Annotated in this window: 14 protein-coding genes; 4 read left to right on the plus strand and 10 right to left on the minus strand. The window is 62.9% G+C overall.

The annotated features are described in order from the left end of the window. Positions 1-5: 5 nt before the first annotated feature. The 3 genes from leuS to holA are packed head-to-tail and all read left to right on the plus strand — an operon-like array spanning position 6 to position 4,131. Positions 6-2,579, plus strand: a complete 2,574-nt coding sequence (leuS, locus tag EGO55_RS09505) for a leucine--tRNA ligase (protein WP_021689652.1) — start codon at positions 6-8, stop codon at positions 2,577-2,579. After that, positions 2,576-3,091 (plus strand): LPS assembly lipoprotein LptE, encoded by a 516-nt coding sequence (lptE, locus tag EGO55_RS09510; protein ID WP_021689651.1) that lies wholly within the window; start codon positions 2,576-2,578, stop codon positions 3,089-3,091. Before leuS ends, lptE begins: the two co-directional genes overlap by 4 nt. After that, positions 3,088-4,131, plus strand: coding sequence for a DNA polymerase III subunit delta (gene holA / locus EGO55_RS09515; RefSeq protein ID WP_021689650.1), 1,044 nt, complete (start codon positions 3,088-3,090; stop codon positions 4,129-4,131). The genes lptE and holA overlap by 4 nt, the downstream gene beginning before the upstream one ends. Positions 4,132-4,137: 6 nt before the next feature. Here holA and EGO55_RS09520 read toward each other — a convergent pair whose 3' ends face one another. The 5 genes from EGO55_RS09520 to EGO55_RS09540 all read right to left on the minus strand — a co-directional run bounded on the left by EGO55_RS09520 (position 4,138) and on the right by EGO55_RS09540 (position 7,042). Then, positions 4,138-4,632, minus strand: coding sequence for a hypothetical protein (locus tag EGO55_RS09520; protein ID WP_021689649.1), 495 nt, complete (start codon positions 4,630-4,632; stop codon positions 4,138-4,140). Continuing rightward, complete coding sequence (locus EGO55_RS09525; RefSeq protein WP_021689648.1) at positions 4,629-5,072, minus strand: hypothetical protein; 444 nt, start codon at positions 5,070-5,072, stop codon at positions 4,629-4,631. The genes EGO55_RS09520 and EGO55_RS09525 overlap by 4 nt, the downstream gene beginning before the upstream one ends. Before the next feature lie 152 nt (positions 5,073-5,224). Continuing rightward, a complete protein-coding gene (gene lptA, locus EGO55_RS09530; protein WP_040715237.1) occupies positions 5,225-5,755 on the minus strand; it encodes a lipopolysaccharide transport periplasmic protein LptA in 531 nt (176 codons plus the stop codon). Positions 5,756-5,757: 2 nt separating this feature from the next. Beyond that, positions 5,758-6,405, minus strand: coding sequence for a hypothetical protein (locus tag EGO55_RS09535; protein ID WP_021689646.1), 648 nt, complete (start codon positions 6,403-6,405; stop codon positions 5,758-5,760). Positions 6,406-6,424: 19 nt separating this feature from the next. After that, a complete protein-coding gene (locus EGO55_RS09540; RefSeq protein WP_021689645.1) occupies positions 6,425-7,042 on the minus strand; it encodes a ribonuclease D in 618 nt (205 codons plus the stop codon). A gap of 78 nt (positions 7,043-7,120) precedes the next feature. Here EGO55_RS09540 and ung point away from each other — a divergent pair, with 78 nt between their 5' ends. Then, positions 7,121-7,804, plus strand: a complete 684-nt coding sequence (ung, locus tag EGO55_RS09545; protein WP_021689644.1) for a uracil-DNA glycosylase — start codon at positions 7,121-7,123, stop codon at positions 7,802-7,804. Between the two features lie 3 nt (positions 7,805-7,807). Here ung and EGO55_RS09550 read toward each other — a convergent pair whose 3' ends face one another. The 5 genes from EGO55_RS09550 to EGO55_RS09570 all read right to left on the minus strand — a co-directional run bounded on the left by EGO55_RS09550 (position 7,808) and on the right by EGO55_RS09570 (position 17,790). Continuing rightward, positions 7,808-8,503 carry a hypothetical protein gene (locus EGO55_RS09550; RefSeq protein WP_021689643.1) on the minus strand — a complete coding sequence of 232 codons (696 nt, stop codon included), beginning with the start codon at positions 8,501-8,503 and terminating at the stop codon, positions 7,808-7,810. A 218-nt stretch (positions 8,504-8,721) separates the two neighbouring features. Continuing rightward, positions 8,722-10,155, minus strand: a complete 1,434-nt coding sequence (locus EGO55_RS09555) for a glutamate synthase subunit beta (protein ID WP_021689642.1) — start codon at positions 10,153-10,155, stop codon at positions 8,722-8,724. A 16-nt stretch (positions 10,156-10,171) separates the two neighbouring features. Next, the gene (gltB, locus tag EGO55_RS09560; RefSeq protein ID WP_021689641.1) at positions 10,172-14,812 is read right to left on the minus strand and encodes a glutamate synthase large subunit; all 4,641 of its coding nucleotides are present in this window, start codon (positions 14,810-14,812) and stop codon (positions 10,172-10,174) included. A gap of 216 nt (positions 14,813-15,028) precedes the next feature. After that, complete coding sequence (locus EGO55_RS09565; RefSeq protein WP_021689640.1) at positions 15,029-16,501, minus strand: hypothetical protein; 1,473 nt, start codon at positions 16,499-16,501, stop codon at positions 15,029-15,031. After that, complete coding sequence (locus tag EGO55_RS09570; protein ID WP_021689639.1) at positions 16,495-17,790, minus strand: TIGR04063 family PEP-CTERM/XrtA system glycosyltransferase; 1,296 nt, start codon at positions 17,788-17,790, stop codon at positions 16,495-16,497. The genes EGO55_RS09565 and EGO55_RS09570 overlap by 7 nt, the downstream gene beginning before the upstream one ends. Between the last annotated feature and the right edge of the window lie 35 nt (positions 17,791-17,825).

Consider the following 17,825-nt stretch of genomic DNA (forward strand, 5'->3'; position numbering starts at 1 on the left):
AAATTATGAGCGAGAACCGTTTTAACCCGTCGCTGGCCGACGGGCGCTGGCAGCGTGCGTGGGAAGACGCGCAAAGCTTCAAGGCCGACAGCAACAGCTCGAAGCCGAAAAGCTACGTGCTGGAGATGTTCCCCTATCCTTCGGGGCGCATCCATATCGGCCACGTCCGCAATTACACGATGGGCGATGTGCTGGCCCGCTACAAGCGGATGCGCGGCCATGAAGTGCTGCACCCGATGGGGTGGGATGCTTTCGGCATGCCGGCGGAAAACGCGGCCATGGAAAAGGGCGTGCATCCGGGCGGATGGACGCGGGAAAATATCGCCAACATGAAGGCGCAGCTCAAGCGCCTCGGTTTCGCGCTCGACTGGAGCCGCGAAATCGCCACGTGCGAACCGGATTATTACGGTCAGGAACAGGCGCTGTTTCTCGATCTCTATGAAGGCGGGCTGGTCTATCGCAAGGAAAGCGCGGTCAACTGGGATCCGGTTGACCAGACCGTGCTGGCCAACGAACAGGTGATCGACGGGCGCGGCTGGCGCTCGGGCGCGCTGGTGGAAAAGCGCAAGCTGAGCCAGTGGTTCCTGAAAATCACCGATTTTGCCCAGGATCTGCTCGACGGATTGGGCGGGCTGGAAAACTGGCCCGACAAGGTGCGCCTGATGCAGGAAAACTGGATCGGCAAGAGCCAGGGCCTGCAATTCCGTTTCCAGGTTATCCCTTCCGCAGAAGGGGAAGGCCCGAACGTCACCCTGTTCGAACCGGGCAAGGATGCGGAGATCGAGGTCTTCACTACCCGTCCGGACACGATTTTCGGCGCCAGTTTCGTGGCGATTGCGGCGGATCACCCGGTTGCGCAGGCGCTCGCCGCCGGCAATCCCGATGCCGCTGCCTTTGTCGAGCAATGCCGTCAGGGCGGCACGACCGCGGCCGAGATCGAAACGCAGGAAAAGTTCGGATACGATACCGGCCTGCGTCTTCGCCATCCGTTCCAGGATCAGGCGCTGCCGCTCTACATCGCCAATTTCGTGCTGATGGATTACGGCACCGGGGCGGTGTTCGGTTGTCCGGCACACGATCAGCGCGATCTCGATTTCGCCCGTAAATACGCCTTGCCGGTGACGCGCGTCATCGCCGAAGGTTTTGACACCGATCGGGTGTTTGCCGGCGATGAAGCCTATACCGGGCCGGGTACGCTGGTGAATTCACAGTTCCTTGACGGGATGGATGTCGAAGCCGCCAAGGCGGATGTCATCGCCCGCGCCGAAGCTGGCGGCTGGGGCAACGGCACAACCGTGTGGCGCCTTCGTGACTGGGGCGTTTCGCGCCAGCGGTACTGGGGCACGCCGATTCCGTTCGTCCATTGCGGGACATGCGGTGTTGTCCCCGTGCCCAAGGCACAGTTGCCGGTAACGCTGCCTGAGGATGTCGATTTCTCGACGCCGGGCAATCCGCTGCTGCGCCATCCGACCTGGAAACATGTCGATTGCCCCAAATGCGGCGGCAAGGCGGAACGGGAAACCGATACGCTCGACACATTTGTCGACAGTTCGTGGTATTTCCTCCGCTTCGCCAGCCAGCCGTCGGACAAGCCGTTCGACCGGGAAGAACTGGCCAAGTGGCTGCCGGTGGAACAGTATATCGGCGGGATCGAACATGCGATCCTGCACCTGCTCTACGCCCGGTTCTGGACGCGCGCGCTGCAACATATCGGCAAGATCGATTTCGCGGAACCGTTTGCCAGCCTGTTTACGCAGGGCATGGTCACGCACGAAACTTATTCGCGTGTCGATCCCGGCAATGGCCAGCCGGTCTATTTCAGCCCAGGCGAGATCGATCGCGGAAGCGATAGTGCCGTGCTTAAGACGGATGGTGCACCGGTCGATGTGGGCCGCGTGATCAAGATGTCCAAGTCGAAGAAGAACGTCGTCGACCCGGACGAGATTGTCGCGCGTTATGGCGCCGATGCGGTGCGGTGGTTTATGCTGTCGGACAGCCCGCCCGAACGCGATCTGCCGTGGTCGGAAGCCGGGATCGAAGGTTGCTGGCGTTTCGTGCAGCGCCTGTGGCGCCTGTTCGCCCAGTACGACGCGCAGGCCGTGGGCGAAGACAAGGCGCTGGATCGCAAGACCCATCAGGCTGTTGCCGCCATTGCCGACGATATCGAGGCGCTGTCGTTCAACAAGGCGGTGGCGCGGATCTACGAACTGGCGTCGGCGGTCGACAAGGCCGGTCCTTCGGCCAGCCGGTCGAATGCGATTCGCACAATTCTGCTGCTGGCCTCGCCAATGATGCCGCACCTTGCCGAAGAAGCCTGGGCACAGGCCGGTCATGCCGGGCTGATTGCCGATGCCGCCTGGCCGGATGTCGATCCGGCCTTGCTGGTGGAGGACGAGGTTACTGTGGCGGTGCAGGTCAAGGGCAAGCTGCGCGATACGCTGACCGTTGCCAAAGGCCTGCCCAATGAAGAGCTTGAGGCGCTTGCACTGGCTTCCGAGAAAGTGCAGCGTACGCTGGATGGAGCCCAGGTGCGCAAGGTGATCGTGGTGCCCGACCGTTTGGTGAATATCGTCGCATGAAGCGGTTGACCCCGCTTCTTCTGGCTGTGGCCTGCACCGCGCTGGCGGGATGCGGGCTGCAACCGATGTATGCCGGGGGTAGCAAGGGGGCGATCGCACGCGGATTGGCCAATGTCGACGTCGTCCCGATCGAAGGGCGGGCAGGCTGGTTGCTGCGCAATGCCCTGCGCGATCGGTTGGCCCCCAGCGGGGTGGATCAGGGCGCGGCGCGTTATGTGCTGACGGTGAAGCTCGACGAAGACCTGACCGGGTTGGGCCTGCTGGGCAACGACACGATCGGTCGTGAACGGTTTACCCTGCGCGCCCGCTATCAACTGGTCGATGCGACGAACGGCGAAACCGTGCTGGATGCCACTGCGGGTTCCGATGCGGGGATCGATGTGGTCAGTTCCGAATATGCAATTATCGCTGCGGAACAGACAGCGCGCGAAAACCTCGCCCGCGATCTGGCTGACCGGATCGTGACGAGCATCGCATTGCGCATGAACCGCCGGGAACAGGCGGCCAAGTGAAGGCGACGCAGCGCGATTTTGCCGCCTCCGCCCCCAAGGCGGTGCGGCAATGCGGGGTTTTCTTCTTCTGCGGACAGGATGAAGCTGGCGCATCGATGGCGGCGGACAGGATTGCCGCGATGCTCGACGATCCGGGTGAACGGGTGGAACTGTCGGGCGCGGAACTGCGGCGCGATCCGGTGCGCCTGGGGGACGAGGCGCGTTCAACCTCGTTGTTCGGCGGCAATCGCCATATCCTGATCCGCGCCAATGGCGATGAAGCGCACGATGCGCTGAAAATTCTGCTCGAAACCAAGGATGCGGGCGAAGGCGCCGCTTGCCCCGTGCTGATCGTTGCCGGGGCCGCCACGGACAAGTCGCGCACGGCCAAGTTGCTCGAACCGCGGGACGATTGCCTGGTGGCCATGTTCTACCCGCCCGATCTTGCCGCCGTGACGTCAACCGTACGGCAGATGGCCGATGCGGCCGGGGTGCGGCTGGGCGGCGATCTGGCGGAACGGATTGCCCGGTCGTCCGGTCTCGATGTCCGGCTGGCACAGTCGGAAGTGACCAAGCTGGCAACCTTTCTTGACGCCAGTGCGCAGGCCCCGCGCACGGCCGATGCCGAAGCGCTCGACGCGATTGGCGCGAAGACGGAAGAAGATGGTTTCATGCCACTCGTCAATGCGGTGCTGTCGGGCGAAGTTTCCCGCCTTGCGGGTGAATTGAAGCGCATGCGCGATCTTTCTCTCAATCCTGTGGGCCTCTTGCTGGCCTTTGAACGTCGCGCGGCGCAACTTGCGCAACTCGCGGCGAAAGTGGGCCCCCGGGGCGATGTGGCGGCCTTGCTGGAACAGGAAACCCGGGCGCGGCGGATATTCTTCCGCGATAAACGCGATCTCGCGGTGCAACTGCGCCGTTGGCAGGGGCGGCGGCTGGAACGGCTGGTGCAACGGCTCGTGGCGCTGCACCGCACGCTGATGTCCAACAACCAGTCGGCGGAAATATTGCTGGCGCAGGAACTGGCCGAAATTGCCCGCGCGGCTTCCGATAAACGCTGACTTTCGCTAGCGCCCGTAAAGGCCGATCGTTCCAGCATCGAACAATCCCGCGGCGGGAGCAAGCCGAACGGCCTTTATGCCGCCATTGACGCGCCAGGCAAAAGTGCTGGAGACAGAGGCGCTGGCCGGGGTCGTGGCGAGATTGCCGATCGCGGCTTTCCCCATTCCGGCATTGGCGGTGTAACGGCACAATTCGACCGCGCCGTGCCATGTCACCACGGCGGCGGCGCTCGCGGCGATTGTCGCGGCGGTGCTGAATGTCACGCCATCACCCGATAACGCGATGGTCAGGCTGGTGTTGCTGGCATTGTCGTGGCTGACTCCTTCAAGCGACAGGATCAGATCGGCAAAGCCTGAGGGGATCGCCGTAAATTCCGCCAATGCTGTGCCTGTCGGGGCAATCGCGGCGATCTGGGTCCACCCCGGGGGTCTCGCACTGGCGCGGGATTGCCGGAGGGCCGCTGACGCCATGCCGCGTGCGATGAGATCGGGCGCGCTCATTGTGCGATCCGGTAATGGAGGGTGCCGGACGTGACGGTAATCGCGAGATAGAGTTCTGCTGTCGGCTCGTTTTCCACCCACACCGGTTCGCAGGCATTGGCGGTGAATGTGCCCCAAGGCTCGCCCGCCATCGTGGTCGGCAGGCGCGGCGCTCCGCCGGTTGCCGTGCGCTCCAGTTGCACGGTTCCTTCCCATGTGCCCCATAATGCCAGGATTACCGGTGTATCCGGCCGGGGCTGGAAAGGCCCTTCGAGAAAGGCGCCCGTGGTACTGCCTTCAAGCGGCGGGGCAGCGGCGCCCGGTTCGTCCGTATCCGTCATCCGAACGGGCAGGGGCGTTGCCCCGGTCACAAGGGCCAGTGTGCCTGTTTCGTCGGCATAACCCAGCGCGAAAGCGGGGGCGTAACCGGCAGGCGCGGAGATCGGGAAGGGAGGCTGCATCGCGGATCCTTTGCATTGTGGCGAAAGACCCGAATCCAGCTACACACGGCTGGGCGTGTAGGAAAATGGAAAATCACATAGCGATGCGAAGCCCTGCCGCCAGGGCAGGCCTGACTGGTACGACCATGGGCTGTGCTGTTGGGAAGCGTACGTCAGCCTGGGACCGAGAAGGTCCCGGTTACACGGCCACCGTTGGTTCCGCCACCCGCACCGCCGCGCCCGTCGACACTGGACACCCCGGTATCGAGATCCATGGTCAGGCGTTGGCCATTCAACGTATCGCCGCCACGGCGCAGGGCGACATTGCCGACCAGCGTGATGACCCGGTTGTTGAAGTCGTAAATCCCGACATTGCCCTGCGCGCTTTCCGTGCCGCGCGTGACATTGACACCGCCGGTTGCGGTAATCCGTTGCACGGTCAGCGAACCGGCATTGGTATAGTCCACCGTGGTACGGGCCGCCTTCAGCCGCAGTTCCCCCTGCGTGATGTCGACATTGCCCGACAGCACCACGCGGTCCTGCCGGTCCTGCAATTCGATCCGGTCGGCTGCGAAATTGACCGGGGCCTTCGTGTTATGGCCTTTCAGCGCCTGGGCATAGAGCTGCACCCCGCCCATTGCCGTCAGAGTCAGCACAAAACCGGCCGCGGCATAGCGGAGGGAGGTAAATGCGTGGCGCTTCATTGTCATTGCGGCATCCTCAGTTTGCCGGGAACCATCTGCAGGCGCGCATTGCCGTAAAGGGCAACAACCCGCTCGCCAAGATCGGCAGAAATATGATCGGCGCTGAACGTGCCGGCGGGGAGGGCACCTTCCACTCTGCCCTGGCCAAGCAGTTTGCGCGTGCCCAGATTGATCGCAACATCGCGGGCGACCATGCGATATCCGTCCGATGCGGTAAAGCTGACCGGCCCGTCCACCGAAACCACATCCTTGTCGATGTCGTAACGGCCGTTGTCGGCGGAAATGACCGCAGGCCCGTCAGACAGCAGGATGCGTGCCTTCAGGTCTTCCATGCGGACGATGCCCTCGCGCGAACTGCGCTGCACGGCTTGCCCGGCGGTCAGCGAAAAAGGGCGACCCTTGTTGTCGATCCCGCGATACATCGCATCGTCCACGCGTAACCGGTCGCGGATCACGGCCACGTCGTTGCGATCGAGCAGAAAGCTGATGTCGCCGCGCGGGGCGAAGGGAAACAGCACCATCAGGGCCACGAGCACGCCGATCGCCGCAGGCAGGGCCTTCGAAAGAAAACCGACCAGCCGATCATGCGCCCCGCCGGGGGCTGCCATAACGCGCCGGCTGTCGCGGATGATGTCGGCCTGTTCGCTCATGCTTGCGGGGTGATACTACTCATTCGTGGCTGAATATATCGTGTTCCGGCCAGCCCGCCAGATCAAGCAGCGCGCGCGCCGGAAGAAAATCGAAGCAGGCCTGTGCGATATGCGTGCGGTTTTCGCGTGCCAGCCGTTCCACGAACACATCGCGCAACTGGTGTAGATAGCGCACGTCGGATGCCGCATATTCCCGCTGCGCATCGTTCAGCACCGGGGCGCCCCAGTCGCTCGATTGCTGCTGCTTGGAAATTTCCTTGCCCAGAAGCTCGCTCACGAGATTTTTCAGGCCGTGACGGTCGGTATAGGTGCGGGTCAGCTTGCTGGCGATCTTCGTGCAGAACACCGGTGCCGCCATCACGCCCAGATAATGCTGGATCGCGGCAAGATCGAATCGGGCATAGTGATAGATTTTCACCCGTTCCGGATCAGCCAGCACCGCCTTGAGATTGGGCGCATCGTAAGCGCTGTTCACACCGAAACGGATCAGGTGTTCGTCACCCTTTCCGTCGCTGATCTGCACCACGCACAAACGATCGCGCGGGGTGATCAGCCCCATGGTTTCGGTATCGACGGCAACCGGCCCGGGCGCAAGCACGCCCTCGGGCAGATCTTCTTCATGAAAATAGACAGCCATGAGGGTTCCCTAGGCTTATCTGTGCAGGAGCGAAAGCCCCGGCTGGCAAGGATTTGCGCAACGCGTTAGGCAGGTCGAATGAGCGACACCGTTCCTTCAAGCTGGCAGCCTGCCGTGCAACCTGCCCTGGACACCGCAGAAGCGCGGAAACTGGGGGGCTGGTTGCGGGCGGAAGAAGCCGCGGGAAAAGCCATTTTTCCGCCGCGCGGCACGCGTTTGCGGGCGCTTGAACTGACTCCGCTGGATGCGGTCAAGGTCGTGATTCTGGGGCAAGATCCCTATCACGGGCCGGGGCAGGCGCACGGGCTCAGTTTCTCGGTACCCGAAGGGGTGCGTCCGCCGCCGTCGCTGGTGAATATCTTCAAGGAATTGCGCGGCGACCTGGAGATCGCACCACCCGGACATGGCAATCTCGAAGGATGGGCGCGGCAGGGGGTCTTGCTGCTCAACAATGCGTTGACTGTCGAATCGGGACAGGCCGGATCGCACGCCGGAAAAGGCTGGGATGCGATTACCGACGCGGCTGTGGCGGCCGTGGCGGAGCGTGCCGAGCCATCGGTTTTCATCCTTTGGGGCAGCCACGCACAGGCCAAGGCGGCGCGCATTCCCGCGCTGCGGGACAACAGCCGGCATCTGATCCTGCGATCGGTGCATCCCAGCCCACTGTCCGCCCATCGCGGTTTTTTCGGATCGAAACCGTTCAGCCAGGCCAACGCGTTTCTCGAAGCGCATGGGCGCGGTGCCATCGACTGGCAGTTGTAGGCGCTACTCTGGCGGTTTTTCCGGGGTTTCCGCTGCGGCCACGCGCTGGAAACGGAGCAAACCGCGTTCCTGCATCAGGAGAAGACTGTCCCCCTCGATCGAGGCAATCGCGCCGGTCAGATCGACTTGTCCGACATCGTTGGGAATCAACCGGAAATGCAGGGATTTCGTTCCGGCGGGGATGACTACCGGCTCCGAATGAATGTCATGAATGGCCTCATGCAATTCCACCCATTGCGGATTGTCACACCCCGGTCCCTCGTCAACGGTGCCCCAGCCATCCACTTGCGTATAATCACTGATCGTTGTGCCATCGGCGCAGTGGACAATGAAATCGATGCCCGGCACGCCACGCCCGTTGGGCATGGTCACCAGAAGATAGGGCGGGGGGTCCTGCATGGTGCGCACCGGCTCATTGGGATCGGTCAACAGGGCAAAGCGCGGCGGCACCGGCTTGGGATCGGTGATCAGCGTGATCACGCCATCGTGCTCTTCCCAGCGCCCGCGCGATTCCTCGTCCAGCGCGCCCACGGAAAGCGCGTAGTAATAGGTCCCGTCTTCGCCCAGCAGCAGTTCGGCGGCCACTTCATGGCCTGCATCGCCGCGATAGAGACCGGCGGCTGGTGTCGCGGCCGGGCTCGCGGTTGGCAGGATCAGGGCAAATGCCAGTAAGGCGGTGCGAAAGCGGGGGATGGCCATAGGCGCGTTACTGCGCGCATTCCGGGCACAAGACCAGAGGGTAGCATGTTCTGCCTTTGCACCCATGCGCAAGGTACGAAGCAGACACCACTTGCGTCGGTTCTTCCGGCCGCCGCTTCCGCCGATGCCCATAGTCGCAGTTCGTGCCATGCAGAAACGAACAGGGCGACCCGAGGGCCGCCCTGTGTGTGTGTTTGTTGCGATGCGCCCCGATCCGCTCAGCGCGGCAGTTCGCTGACCCCCATCAGGGCTTCGTCCACGGCGCGCGCGCACTGGCGCCCTTCGCGGATCGCCCAGACGACCAGGCTCTGGCCACGGCGCATATCGCCGCAAGCGAAAACCATGTCTTCGCTGGTCTTGTAGTCCTGCACATTGGCGTCGACATTGCCGCGGTCGGTCAGGGTGACGCCGGACTGATCGATCATGCCGGGCTTGCGCGGGCCGAGGAAGCCCATCGCCAGGAAGATCAGGTCGGCCTTCAGCGTGAATTCGCTGCCCGGCACTTCTTCCATCTTGCCGTTGTTCCATTCGACGCGGACGCATTCGAGGCCGGTGACCTCGTTTTCACCGACGACGCGCTTGGTCAGCACGGCCCAGTCGCGGTCCACACCTTCGTCATGGCTGCTCGAGGTGCGCAGCTTGAGCGGCCAATCGGGCCAGGTCAGAGCCTTGTTTTCCTTCACCGGCGGCTTGGGCATGATTTCAAGCTGGGTCACGCTGGCGGCGCCCTGACGGTTGGAGGTGCCGACGCAGTCGCTGCCCGTATCGCCGCCGCCGATCACGACGACATGCTTGCCGGTTGCCAGCAGCGAACCGTCCGGCGCGGCGGTGCGTTCATCATCGCCGGCATTGCGCTTGTTCTGCTGGGTCAGGAAATCCATCGCGAAATGGAGGCCCGGCAGTTCCGCCCCGGGGATTTGCAGGCCGCGCGGATCTTCCGCACCGCCAGACAGCACAACCGCGTCGAAGTTTTCCTTCAGCGACCTGAACGACACGTCCACGCCGATTTCGGTCGAAGTACGTACTGTCACGCCTTCGGCTTCCATCTGCTTCTTGCGACGCTCGATCAGATGCTTTTCCATCTTGAAGTCGGGAATGCCGTAACGCAGCAGTCCGCCAATCCGGTCGTTCTTTTCGAACAGGGTCACGGAATGGCCAGCGCGCGCCAATTGCTGGGCGCAGGCCATGCCCGCCGGACCCGAACCGACGACCGCAACCGATTTGCCCGTGCGCTTCGCCGGGACTTGCGGCTCGATCCAGCCTTCTTTCCATCCACGATCGACAATGGCGCATTCGATCGACTTGATGCTGACCGGCGTATCGACGATGTTCAGCGTGCAGCTCGCCTCGCACGGGGCGGGGCAGATGCGGCCGGTGAATTCCGGGAAGTTGTTGGTCGAATGCAGGACTTCCAGCGCATCGCGCCAGTCGCCTTCATACGTCAGGTGGTTCCAGTCCGGGATCATGTTGTTCACCGGGCAGCCGTTATGGCAGTACGGAATGCCGCAGTTCATGCAGCGCGCCGCCTGGGTGCGCAGATCACCCTCGGCCAGCGGAACAACAAATTCCTTGTAATTCTTTACCCGTTCCTTCGGATCGAGATAGCCACGGTCTTTCCGCTCGTACTCGAGAAATCCGGTTTCCTTACCCATTGTCTGAACCTGATCCTTATTCCGCAGCCACGCTGGCGGCTTCGTTGCGCTCGGCTTCGAGCAGCTTGAGTGCGTTGCGGTAGTCGCGCGGCATAACCTTCACGAATTTCGTCAGCGCGTTATCCCAGTCTTCGAGCAGTTCGGCCGCACGGGCCGAACCGGTGTGCAGCTTGTGCCGCTCAACCAGGATTTTGAGACGTTCGGCATCGTGGTACAGCGGATCGCCGATCCCGAAATCGTCAATGCTTGAGGGCCGCTGTTGCGGACGGCCCAGGCCTTCTTCCTCGCTCGGCAGCGGGACGATCTTTTCCAGATCGACCTGCGCCGGGTTGCACAGCTTTTCGAACAGGCCGTCTTCGTCATAGACGTAGGCGATCCCGCCCGACATGCCCGCAGCGAAATTGCGGCCGGTCTTGCCGAGAACCACAACAACACCGCCGGTCATATATTCGCAGCCATGATCGCCGGTGCCTTCGACCACCGCGATGGCGCCCGAATTGCGCACGGCGAACCGTTCGCCCGCGACACCGTTCAAGTAGGCTTCACCGGCAATGGCGCCATAAAGCACCGTGTTGCCGACGATGATGTTCTCGGTCGGTTTGCGGTCCACCCCGGCGGGCTGGCGCACAATCACGCGGCCACCCGAAAGGCCCTTGCCGACATAGTCGTTGGCATCGCCCACGAGATCGAGCGTGACGCCATGGGCCAGCCATGCGCCGAAGCTCTGCCCGGCAACCCCCGACAGGTTGATGCGCAGCTGTTCCGGCTTGAGCCCGGCATGGCCGTGCTTTTCCGCGATCCGGCCCGAAAGCATGGCGCCCACGGTGCGGTTCACATTGCGGATCGGCCGGTCGATAATCAGCGTTTCGCCGTTTTCGATCGCGCCTTTCGCGGCATCGATCAGGTCGACGTCGAGCGCCTTTTCGAGACCGTGATCCTGGCCACCGGTGTGGCGGAGCGATTTGCCCGCCTCGAGCGGCACCTGATAGAGCAGGCGGGACAGGTCCACGCCTTGCGCCTTCCAGTGGGCAATCGCCTTCTTCATGTCGAGACGATCGACCCGGCCGACCATTTCTTCCAATGTGCGGAAGCCCATCTCCGCCATGATCTGGCGCAGTTCCTCAGCCACGAAGAAGAAATAGTTGATGACGTGTTCGGGGGCGCCGGTGAAGCGCGCACGCAGCACCGGGTCCTGGGTGGCGACGCCAACCGGGCAAGTGTTGAGATGGCACTTGCGCATCATGATGCACCCGGCCGCGATCAGCGGCGCGGTGGCGAAACCGAATTCATCCGCGCCCAGCAGCGCGCCGATCGCAACGTCGCGGCCGGTGCGCAGGCCACCGTCGACCTGCACCGCAATGCGGCTGCGCAGATCGTTGAGCAGCAGGGTCTGCTGGGTTTCGGCCAGGCCGATTTCCCACGGCGAACCGGCATGGGTCAGGCTGGTCAGCGGCGAAGCGCCGGTGCCGCCTTCATAACCCGAAATGGTCACGTGATCGGCGCGGGCCTTGGATACGCCCGCAGCCACGGTGCCGACACCGACTTCGGACACCAGCTTGACCGAAACGCGCGCCTTGGGCTGCACGTTCTTGAGATCGTGAATCAGCTGGGCAAGGTCTTCGATCGAGTAGATGTCGTGATGCGGCGGGGGCGAGATCAGGCCGACACCCGGGGTCGAGTGACGGGTCTTGCCGATCACCTTGTCGACCTTGTGGCCGGGCAGCTGGCCGCCTTCGCCGGGCTTGGCACCCTGCGCCATCTTGATCTGGATATCGTCCGAGTTGACGAGGTATTCGGTGGTCACGCCAAAGCGGCCCGAAGCGACCTGCTTGATCGCCGAACGCATCGAATCGCCATCGGGCAGCGGCTGGAAACGCTTGGGATCTTCGCCGCCTTCACCGGTGTTCGACTTGCCGCCAATGCGGTTCATCGCGACTGCCAGCGTGGTATGCGCTTCCCAGCTGATCGAGCCATAGCTCATCGCGCCGGTGGCGAAACGCTTGACGATTTCGCTGGCCGGTTCGACTTCGGAGAGATCGAGCGGCTTGTCGGCCTTCTTGAGGTCCATCAGCCCACGAATGGTCAGCAGGTGTTCCGACTGTTCGTTGATCGACTTCGCGAATTCGGCGTAGTTCTTCCAGTCGTTGCCACGCACGGCATGCTGGAGATTGGCGATGTTCGCCGGGGTCCAGGCATGGTCTTCGCCGCGCAGGCGATACTGGTACATACCGCCCACATCGAGCATCTTGCGGTAGATCGGATTGTCACCAAAGGCGTCCGCGTGGCGGCGGACCGTTTCCTCGGCCACTTCAAGCAAGCCGATGCCTTCGATCGTCGTCGCGGTGCCCGTGAAGTACTGATCCACGAAGCTGCTGTTGAGGCCGACGGCATCGAAAATCTGCGCGCCGCAATACGACTGGTAGGTCGAGATGCCCATCTTGGACATGACCTTGAGAATGCCCTTGCCGATCGCCTTGATATAGTTCTGCTGAACCTTTTCGGCAGACAGGCCGATTTCCTTCTCGACGCGGATCTGTTCCAGCGTTTCGAAGGCGACATAAGGGTTGATGGCTTCTGCGCCATAGCTGGCGAGAGCGCAGAAATGGTGCACTTCGCGCGCTTCGCCGGTTTCGACCACCAGGCCGGTCTGCATGCGCAGGCCCTGACGGACGAGGTGGTGGTGGACCGCAGCCGTTGCCAGCAGGGCTGGGATCGGAATGCGATCCGGGCCCTGTGCCCGGTCGGACAGGATCAGGATGTTCTTGTCCGCCAGAACCGCTTCGGTGGCGGCGGTGCAGAGATCCTTGATCGCATCGGCAAGGCCTGCGGCGCCGCTGGCGGCATCCCAGGTCATGTCCAGCGTGCTGGTGCGGAACGCCTTGTCGAGCGTTTCTTCGGCCGAACGAATCTTGGCGACGTTTTCGTCGGTCAGGATCGGCTGCATCACTTCGAGGCGCTTGTGCGAACCGGCATCGCGACCGAGCAGGTTCGGACGCGGGCCGATCATCGACAGCAGGCTCATCACCAGTTCTTCGCGGATCGGGTCGATCGGCGGATTGGTGACCTGTGCGAAGTTCTGCTTGAAGTAATCGTACAGCATGCGCGGGCGCGCCGACAGGACCGCAATCGGCGTATCCGTGCCCATCGAACCCAGCGGATCGTCGCCATCGCGCGCCATCGGTTCGAGGAACTTGTTGATGTCTTCCTGCGTGTAGCCAAAGGCCTGCTGGCGATCGAGCAGGCTGGTGGTCGCTACCGGGACGTGCACCGCCTCGGTTTCCACCATATCGAGATCTTCAAGCTTGTACTGCGTCTGCTCGAGCCACTTGGCATAAGGTTCGGCATTGGCGAGTTCGGCCTTGACCTCTTCATCCTCGATGATGCGGCCCTGCGCGAGATCGATCAGCAACATGCGGCCCGGCTGGAGCCGCCACTTGCGGATGATGTCTTCTTCCCGGAACGGCAGGACGCCGCTTTCCGAAGCCATGCAGACGATATCGTCGCGCGTCACGCAGAAGCGCGCCGGACGCAGGCCGTTACGGTCCAGCGTGGCCGCGATCTGGCGGCCATCGGTGAACGCCACGGCAGCCGGGCCATCCCAGGGTTCCATCAGCGCGGCGTGATATTCGTAGAACGCCTTGCGTGCCGGATCCATCAGCGGGTTCTTGGCCCAGGCTTCAGGGATCAGCATCATCATCGCGTGCGACAGGCTGTAACCACCGGCCAGCAGCAGTTCGAGCGCGTTGTCGAGGCAGGCCGTGTCGGACTGGCCATGCGGGATGATCGGCCACAGCTTGTCGAGATCGGGGCCGAGCAGTTCGCTTTCCATCGTGCGGCGGCGGGCGTTCATCCAGTTGACGTTGCCGCGCACGGTGTTGATTTCGCCGTTATGGGCGATGAAGCGGAACGGCTGTGCCAGTTTCCAGCTCGGGAACGTGTTGGTCGAGAAGCGCTGGTGCACCAGACCGATTGCGGTGACGCAGTCGGGGTTGGTCAGGTCGTCGTAAAAGGTTTCGACCTGGTTTGCCAGCAGCAGGCCCTTGTACACCACGGTGCGGCTGGAAAAGCTCGGCATGTAAAGCTGGGCGATTTCCGGCATGGCATGCTTTTCCGCCAGTTCGGCCAGCGGGTTCTGCAATTGCTTGCGGATCGTGATCAGCTTGCGTTCGAAGGCATCCTGATCGGCGCAGTTGGCGCCGCGCGCAATGAAAGCCTGACGGATCATTGGCATCGAGGCCAGTACCGCCTTGCCCAGACCGTCCAGCGTGGTCGGCACATCGCGCCAGCCGATCAGGTCCTGCCCTTCCTTGGCAATGTACTTTTCGAACTGTTCGACAACGAAGCTGCGCGCTTTCTCGTTCTGCGGAAGAAAGCACATGGCCACGGCATATTCGCCCAGCGGCGGGAGCGTCAGCCCTTCGCCTTCGGCCCAGTTGCGATAGAGCGGATCGGGAATCTGCAGGAGAATACCGGCACCGTCGCCCAGCAGCGGATCGGCGCCGACAGCGCCGCGATGATCAATATTGGCAAGAATTTCGAGCGCCTGGGTTACGATCGCGTGCGATTTTTCGCCTTTAATATGAGCGACGAAGCCCACACCGCAGGAGTCGTGTTCGTTGCGCGGATCATAAAGCCCTTGGGGCGCCGGGTAACCCATCAAATTCTCATCCTGTTATAGGCCAGGCGCTGCATCCCCAGCAGCAGCCTTCGGCAAAAAGCACGAATCGCCTCGCCGCAAATGCAGCGAAGGAGTGCGACGGTCCCCCATGGCGTCAGGAACGCATCTTTGCAACTGCGAAGGCGATTATGCGCGCGTTTTTTGCTTGGCACTCACAGGGTTCAGGTCAGCCCGGTACATCGGCTTTGGGCGGGTTCAGGCAGTGCGGCCGATCTGTTGCAGCCCGACAAGCGCGTCGCGCAGGGCCTGTTCCGTATCCGCATGGTCGATTTGCGGGCGGCGCAGGATCAGCGCAGCACCGGATTCGGACAGCGCGGATTCGGACAGGGATTCCCGTTCTCCCATCGCATTGTCTTGCGCATCTTCCGGCGCATCGTCATCGCTTTCTTCCTTGTCCCAATCGGGGGGAAGGAACGGTTTCTGGATGCTGAGCAGCGAAGAATATCCGTCGTTCTCGGCATGGTTATGGCCGTCATCGGGTTCTTCCGGCTGATCATCCGGCGTCATCGCGGCAGCAGCCAGCGAAATCGAGGTTTGGCTACCCACGCGGAAAGCGGCGGGTTCTTCATCGCCGATGGGTAGCGACAGCGAAGCCGCTTCGGATGCATCGAACTCGTCAAAATCGTCATCGTGGTCAAACGTGATCGGGCGCAAGGCCGCGGGCACGATGGCCGGAGGTGACAGGTCGGCCGGGGTACGGGCAAGGCTGTCGCCGCGCGTGCGTTCCTGCCGCGCGTGAATGGCATGGGCCAGCCGTTCGACCAGTTCGACCATGCCGAGTTGTTCCAGCGGTCGCAGCGAGATGGGGTGTGGCATCCGGCGCCTTGGGGCGCGGACCGCTTGCGGGGCATGGGCGTGAACCGCCGGTTCGGGCGGATCGGTGACAATGGCGTCGCTGGCAATGGCTGCGAACGCCGGGGCGGGCGTATGGCCTGTGGCGAACGCTGCTGCGAAATCGCCATGCGCCTCCGATGCGGGCACGTCGACCTGATTGGCCACAGCTTCCGGCAGCGCAGGGGCATCGAAGGTTTCGTCGCCAACTGTCACGGCATCCCAGTCCACGGTACCGGGGGTGAGGGGGTTTTCGAAACGGTCGTCGGACAGCGTTGGCTCATCTGCCAGGTCCGCTTCCCCGGCGGTATCCGCTTCTGTCGCTGTGTCATACGCCGGTTCATAGTGATCCGGTTCGATGGCATGATCCTGTGCAACGGGTGCCGCACATGTGGCTTCCTCGATCACAGGTTCGGGTGTTGATTCGGGAACCGCCGGGGTAAATGACCGGCGTCGTGCCGGACGTTGATCATCCTCGGCCCCGATTGCCAGTTGCGGCGCGCTATCCAGCGCCCGCACCTTGCGCGATGGCTTGGCTGCCACTTGTGCCGTGCTGATCTGGCGCGCGATCATCAGCCCGATCACCACACCCAGCCCACTCGCGGCGAGGGCGATCAGCAAGCGGGCGGTCAATCCCAATGGCGGCGCAGCGGCAGGCAGCACAGCGGCAAGGCCGCTGCGATTCACCAGCGATTCGTACAGGCCGCCCGGCAGAACCGCGCTGCCCAGCCCGAACAGAGCCCCAAACCATAAGGCGACCACCGCGCCAAACAGCGGATGCGCGCTGATTGGCGCCTTTTGTGGTTTCTCACGCGCGGACTTTTGCGTTTTCAGCATGACGATCCTCGGAGCCCCTGTTGTTCCTGCTCGACACCGGTCTTTGCCGAGTCGCCCAATCCGACTGTGGCAGGAAACCCTGATTGTGCGCTATTAGCTAGCAGGGCTTGGTAAACGTCTTGATAACGTGTGACATTTTGTGCCCAATCATGGCTTTTGCGTACGTGATCCTGCGCCCGCTGGCGCTGTTCAGCCCATTGATTCCGGTTGAAAAGCAACACGGAAAGGGCTGCGGCGCAGGCTTCGGGATTATCGGCGGCAAACAGCGTTCCGGTAACGCCATCGGTCATCAGTTCGCGATGGCCGCCAACATCCGAAGCGGCAACCAGTTTGCCTTGCGCCATGGCCTCCAGCGGTTTGAGCGGGGTCACCAGATCGGTCAGGCGGCTGGCCTTGCGCGGATAGGCCATGATGTCGGTCAGCGCGTAGTAACGCTCCACCTCGGCATGCGGCACTCTGCCGACGAAACGAATCGCAGCCCGTGCAGGCGACGCTTCCGCGCGGCGTTGCAGGGCATCGGTCATGGGCCCGCCGCCCACCAGCAGCAGGCGCGCATCGGGATGCTGGGCCAGAACCAGTGGCATGGCATCGATCAGATCATCGATCCCTTCATAGTCGTAGAAACTGCCGATGAAGCCGATCACCGGGCCATCGCCAAGGCCGAGTTCCTGGGCCAGCGCCGCATCGCGCGGGGGCGGATTGCCAAACAGGCCCAGATCGACGCCGTTGGGCATGATGCCGATCTTGCCGCCGGGAAAACCGCGCGCGACAAGGTCGTCCCGAAGTCCATGGCAAATCGTCATCACCGCATCGGCGCCCGCAACAACCCGATTCTCCAGAGCGCGGGTCAGGCGATATTTCAGCGAGCCGAACCGGCCGGTGCCGTTGCCCACGGCCGCGTCTTCCCAGAACGCGCGGATTTCATAAACGAGAGGGATCTGGCGTTTGCGGGCGATCCGCAAGGCGGCCATCCCGTCCAGTGCGGGGGAGTGCGCATGAAGGATGTCGGGGCGCCAGCTGTCGCACAGCGAATCGATCGCGTCGGCCAGAAGCCCGATTTCCCGCCATTCGCGCAGGCCCACAGGGCCGTTTGCGCTGCCCGGCGTGCGGTGGAAGGTGAGCCCTTCGACAGTCTCGGTCGCTTCCCCTCCGGCGCTATGGCGCAGGCCGGTAATCCCGCGCACATCCAGGCCGGACGCCTGTTGCGCCTTCATGATCGCACGCGTGCGGAAGGTGTAGCCGCTGTGCAGCGGCAACGAATGGTCGAGAATATGCAGGATCCGCGTCATGATGCTGGTTTTCCTGACACGACAACCTTAACGGG

Source organism: Caenibius tardaugens NBRC 16725, from assembly GCF_003860345.1.
GTDB classification, from domain to species: domain Bacteria; phylum Pseudomonadota; class Alphaproteobacteria; order Sphingomonadales; family Sphingomonadaceae; genus Caenibius; species Caenibius tardaugens.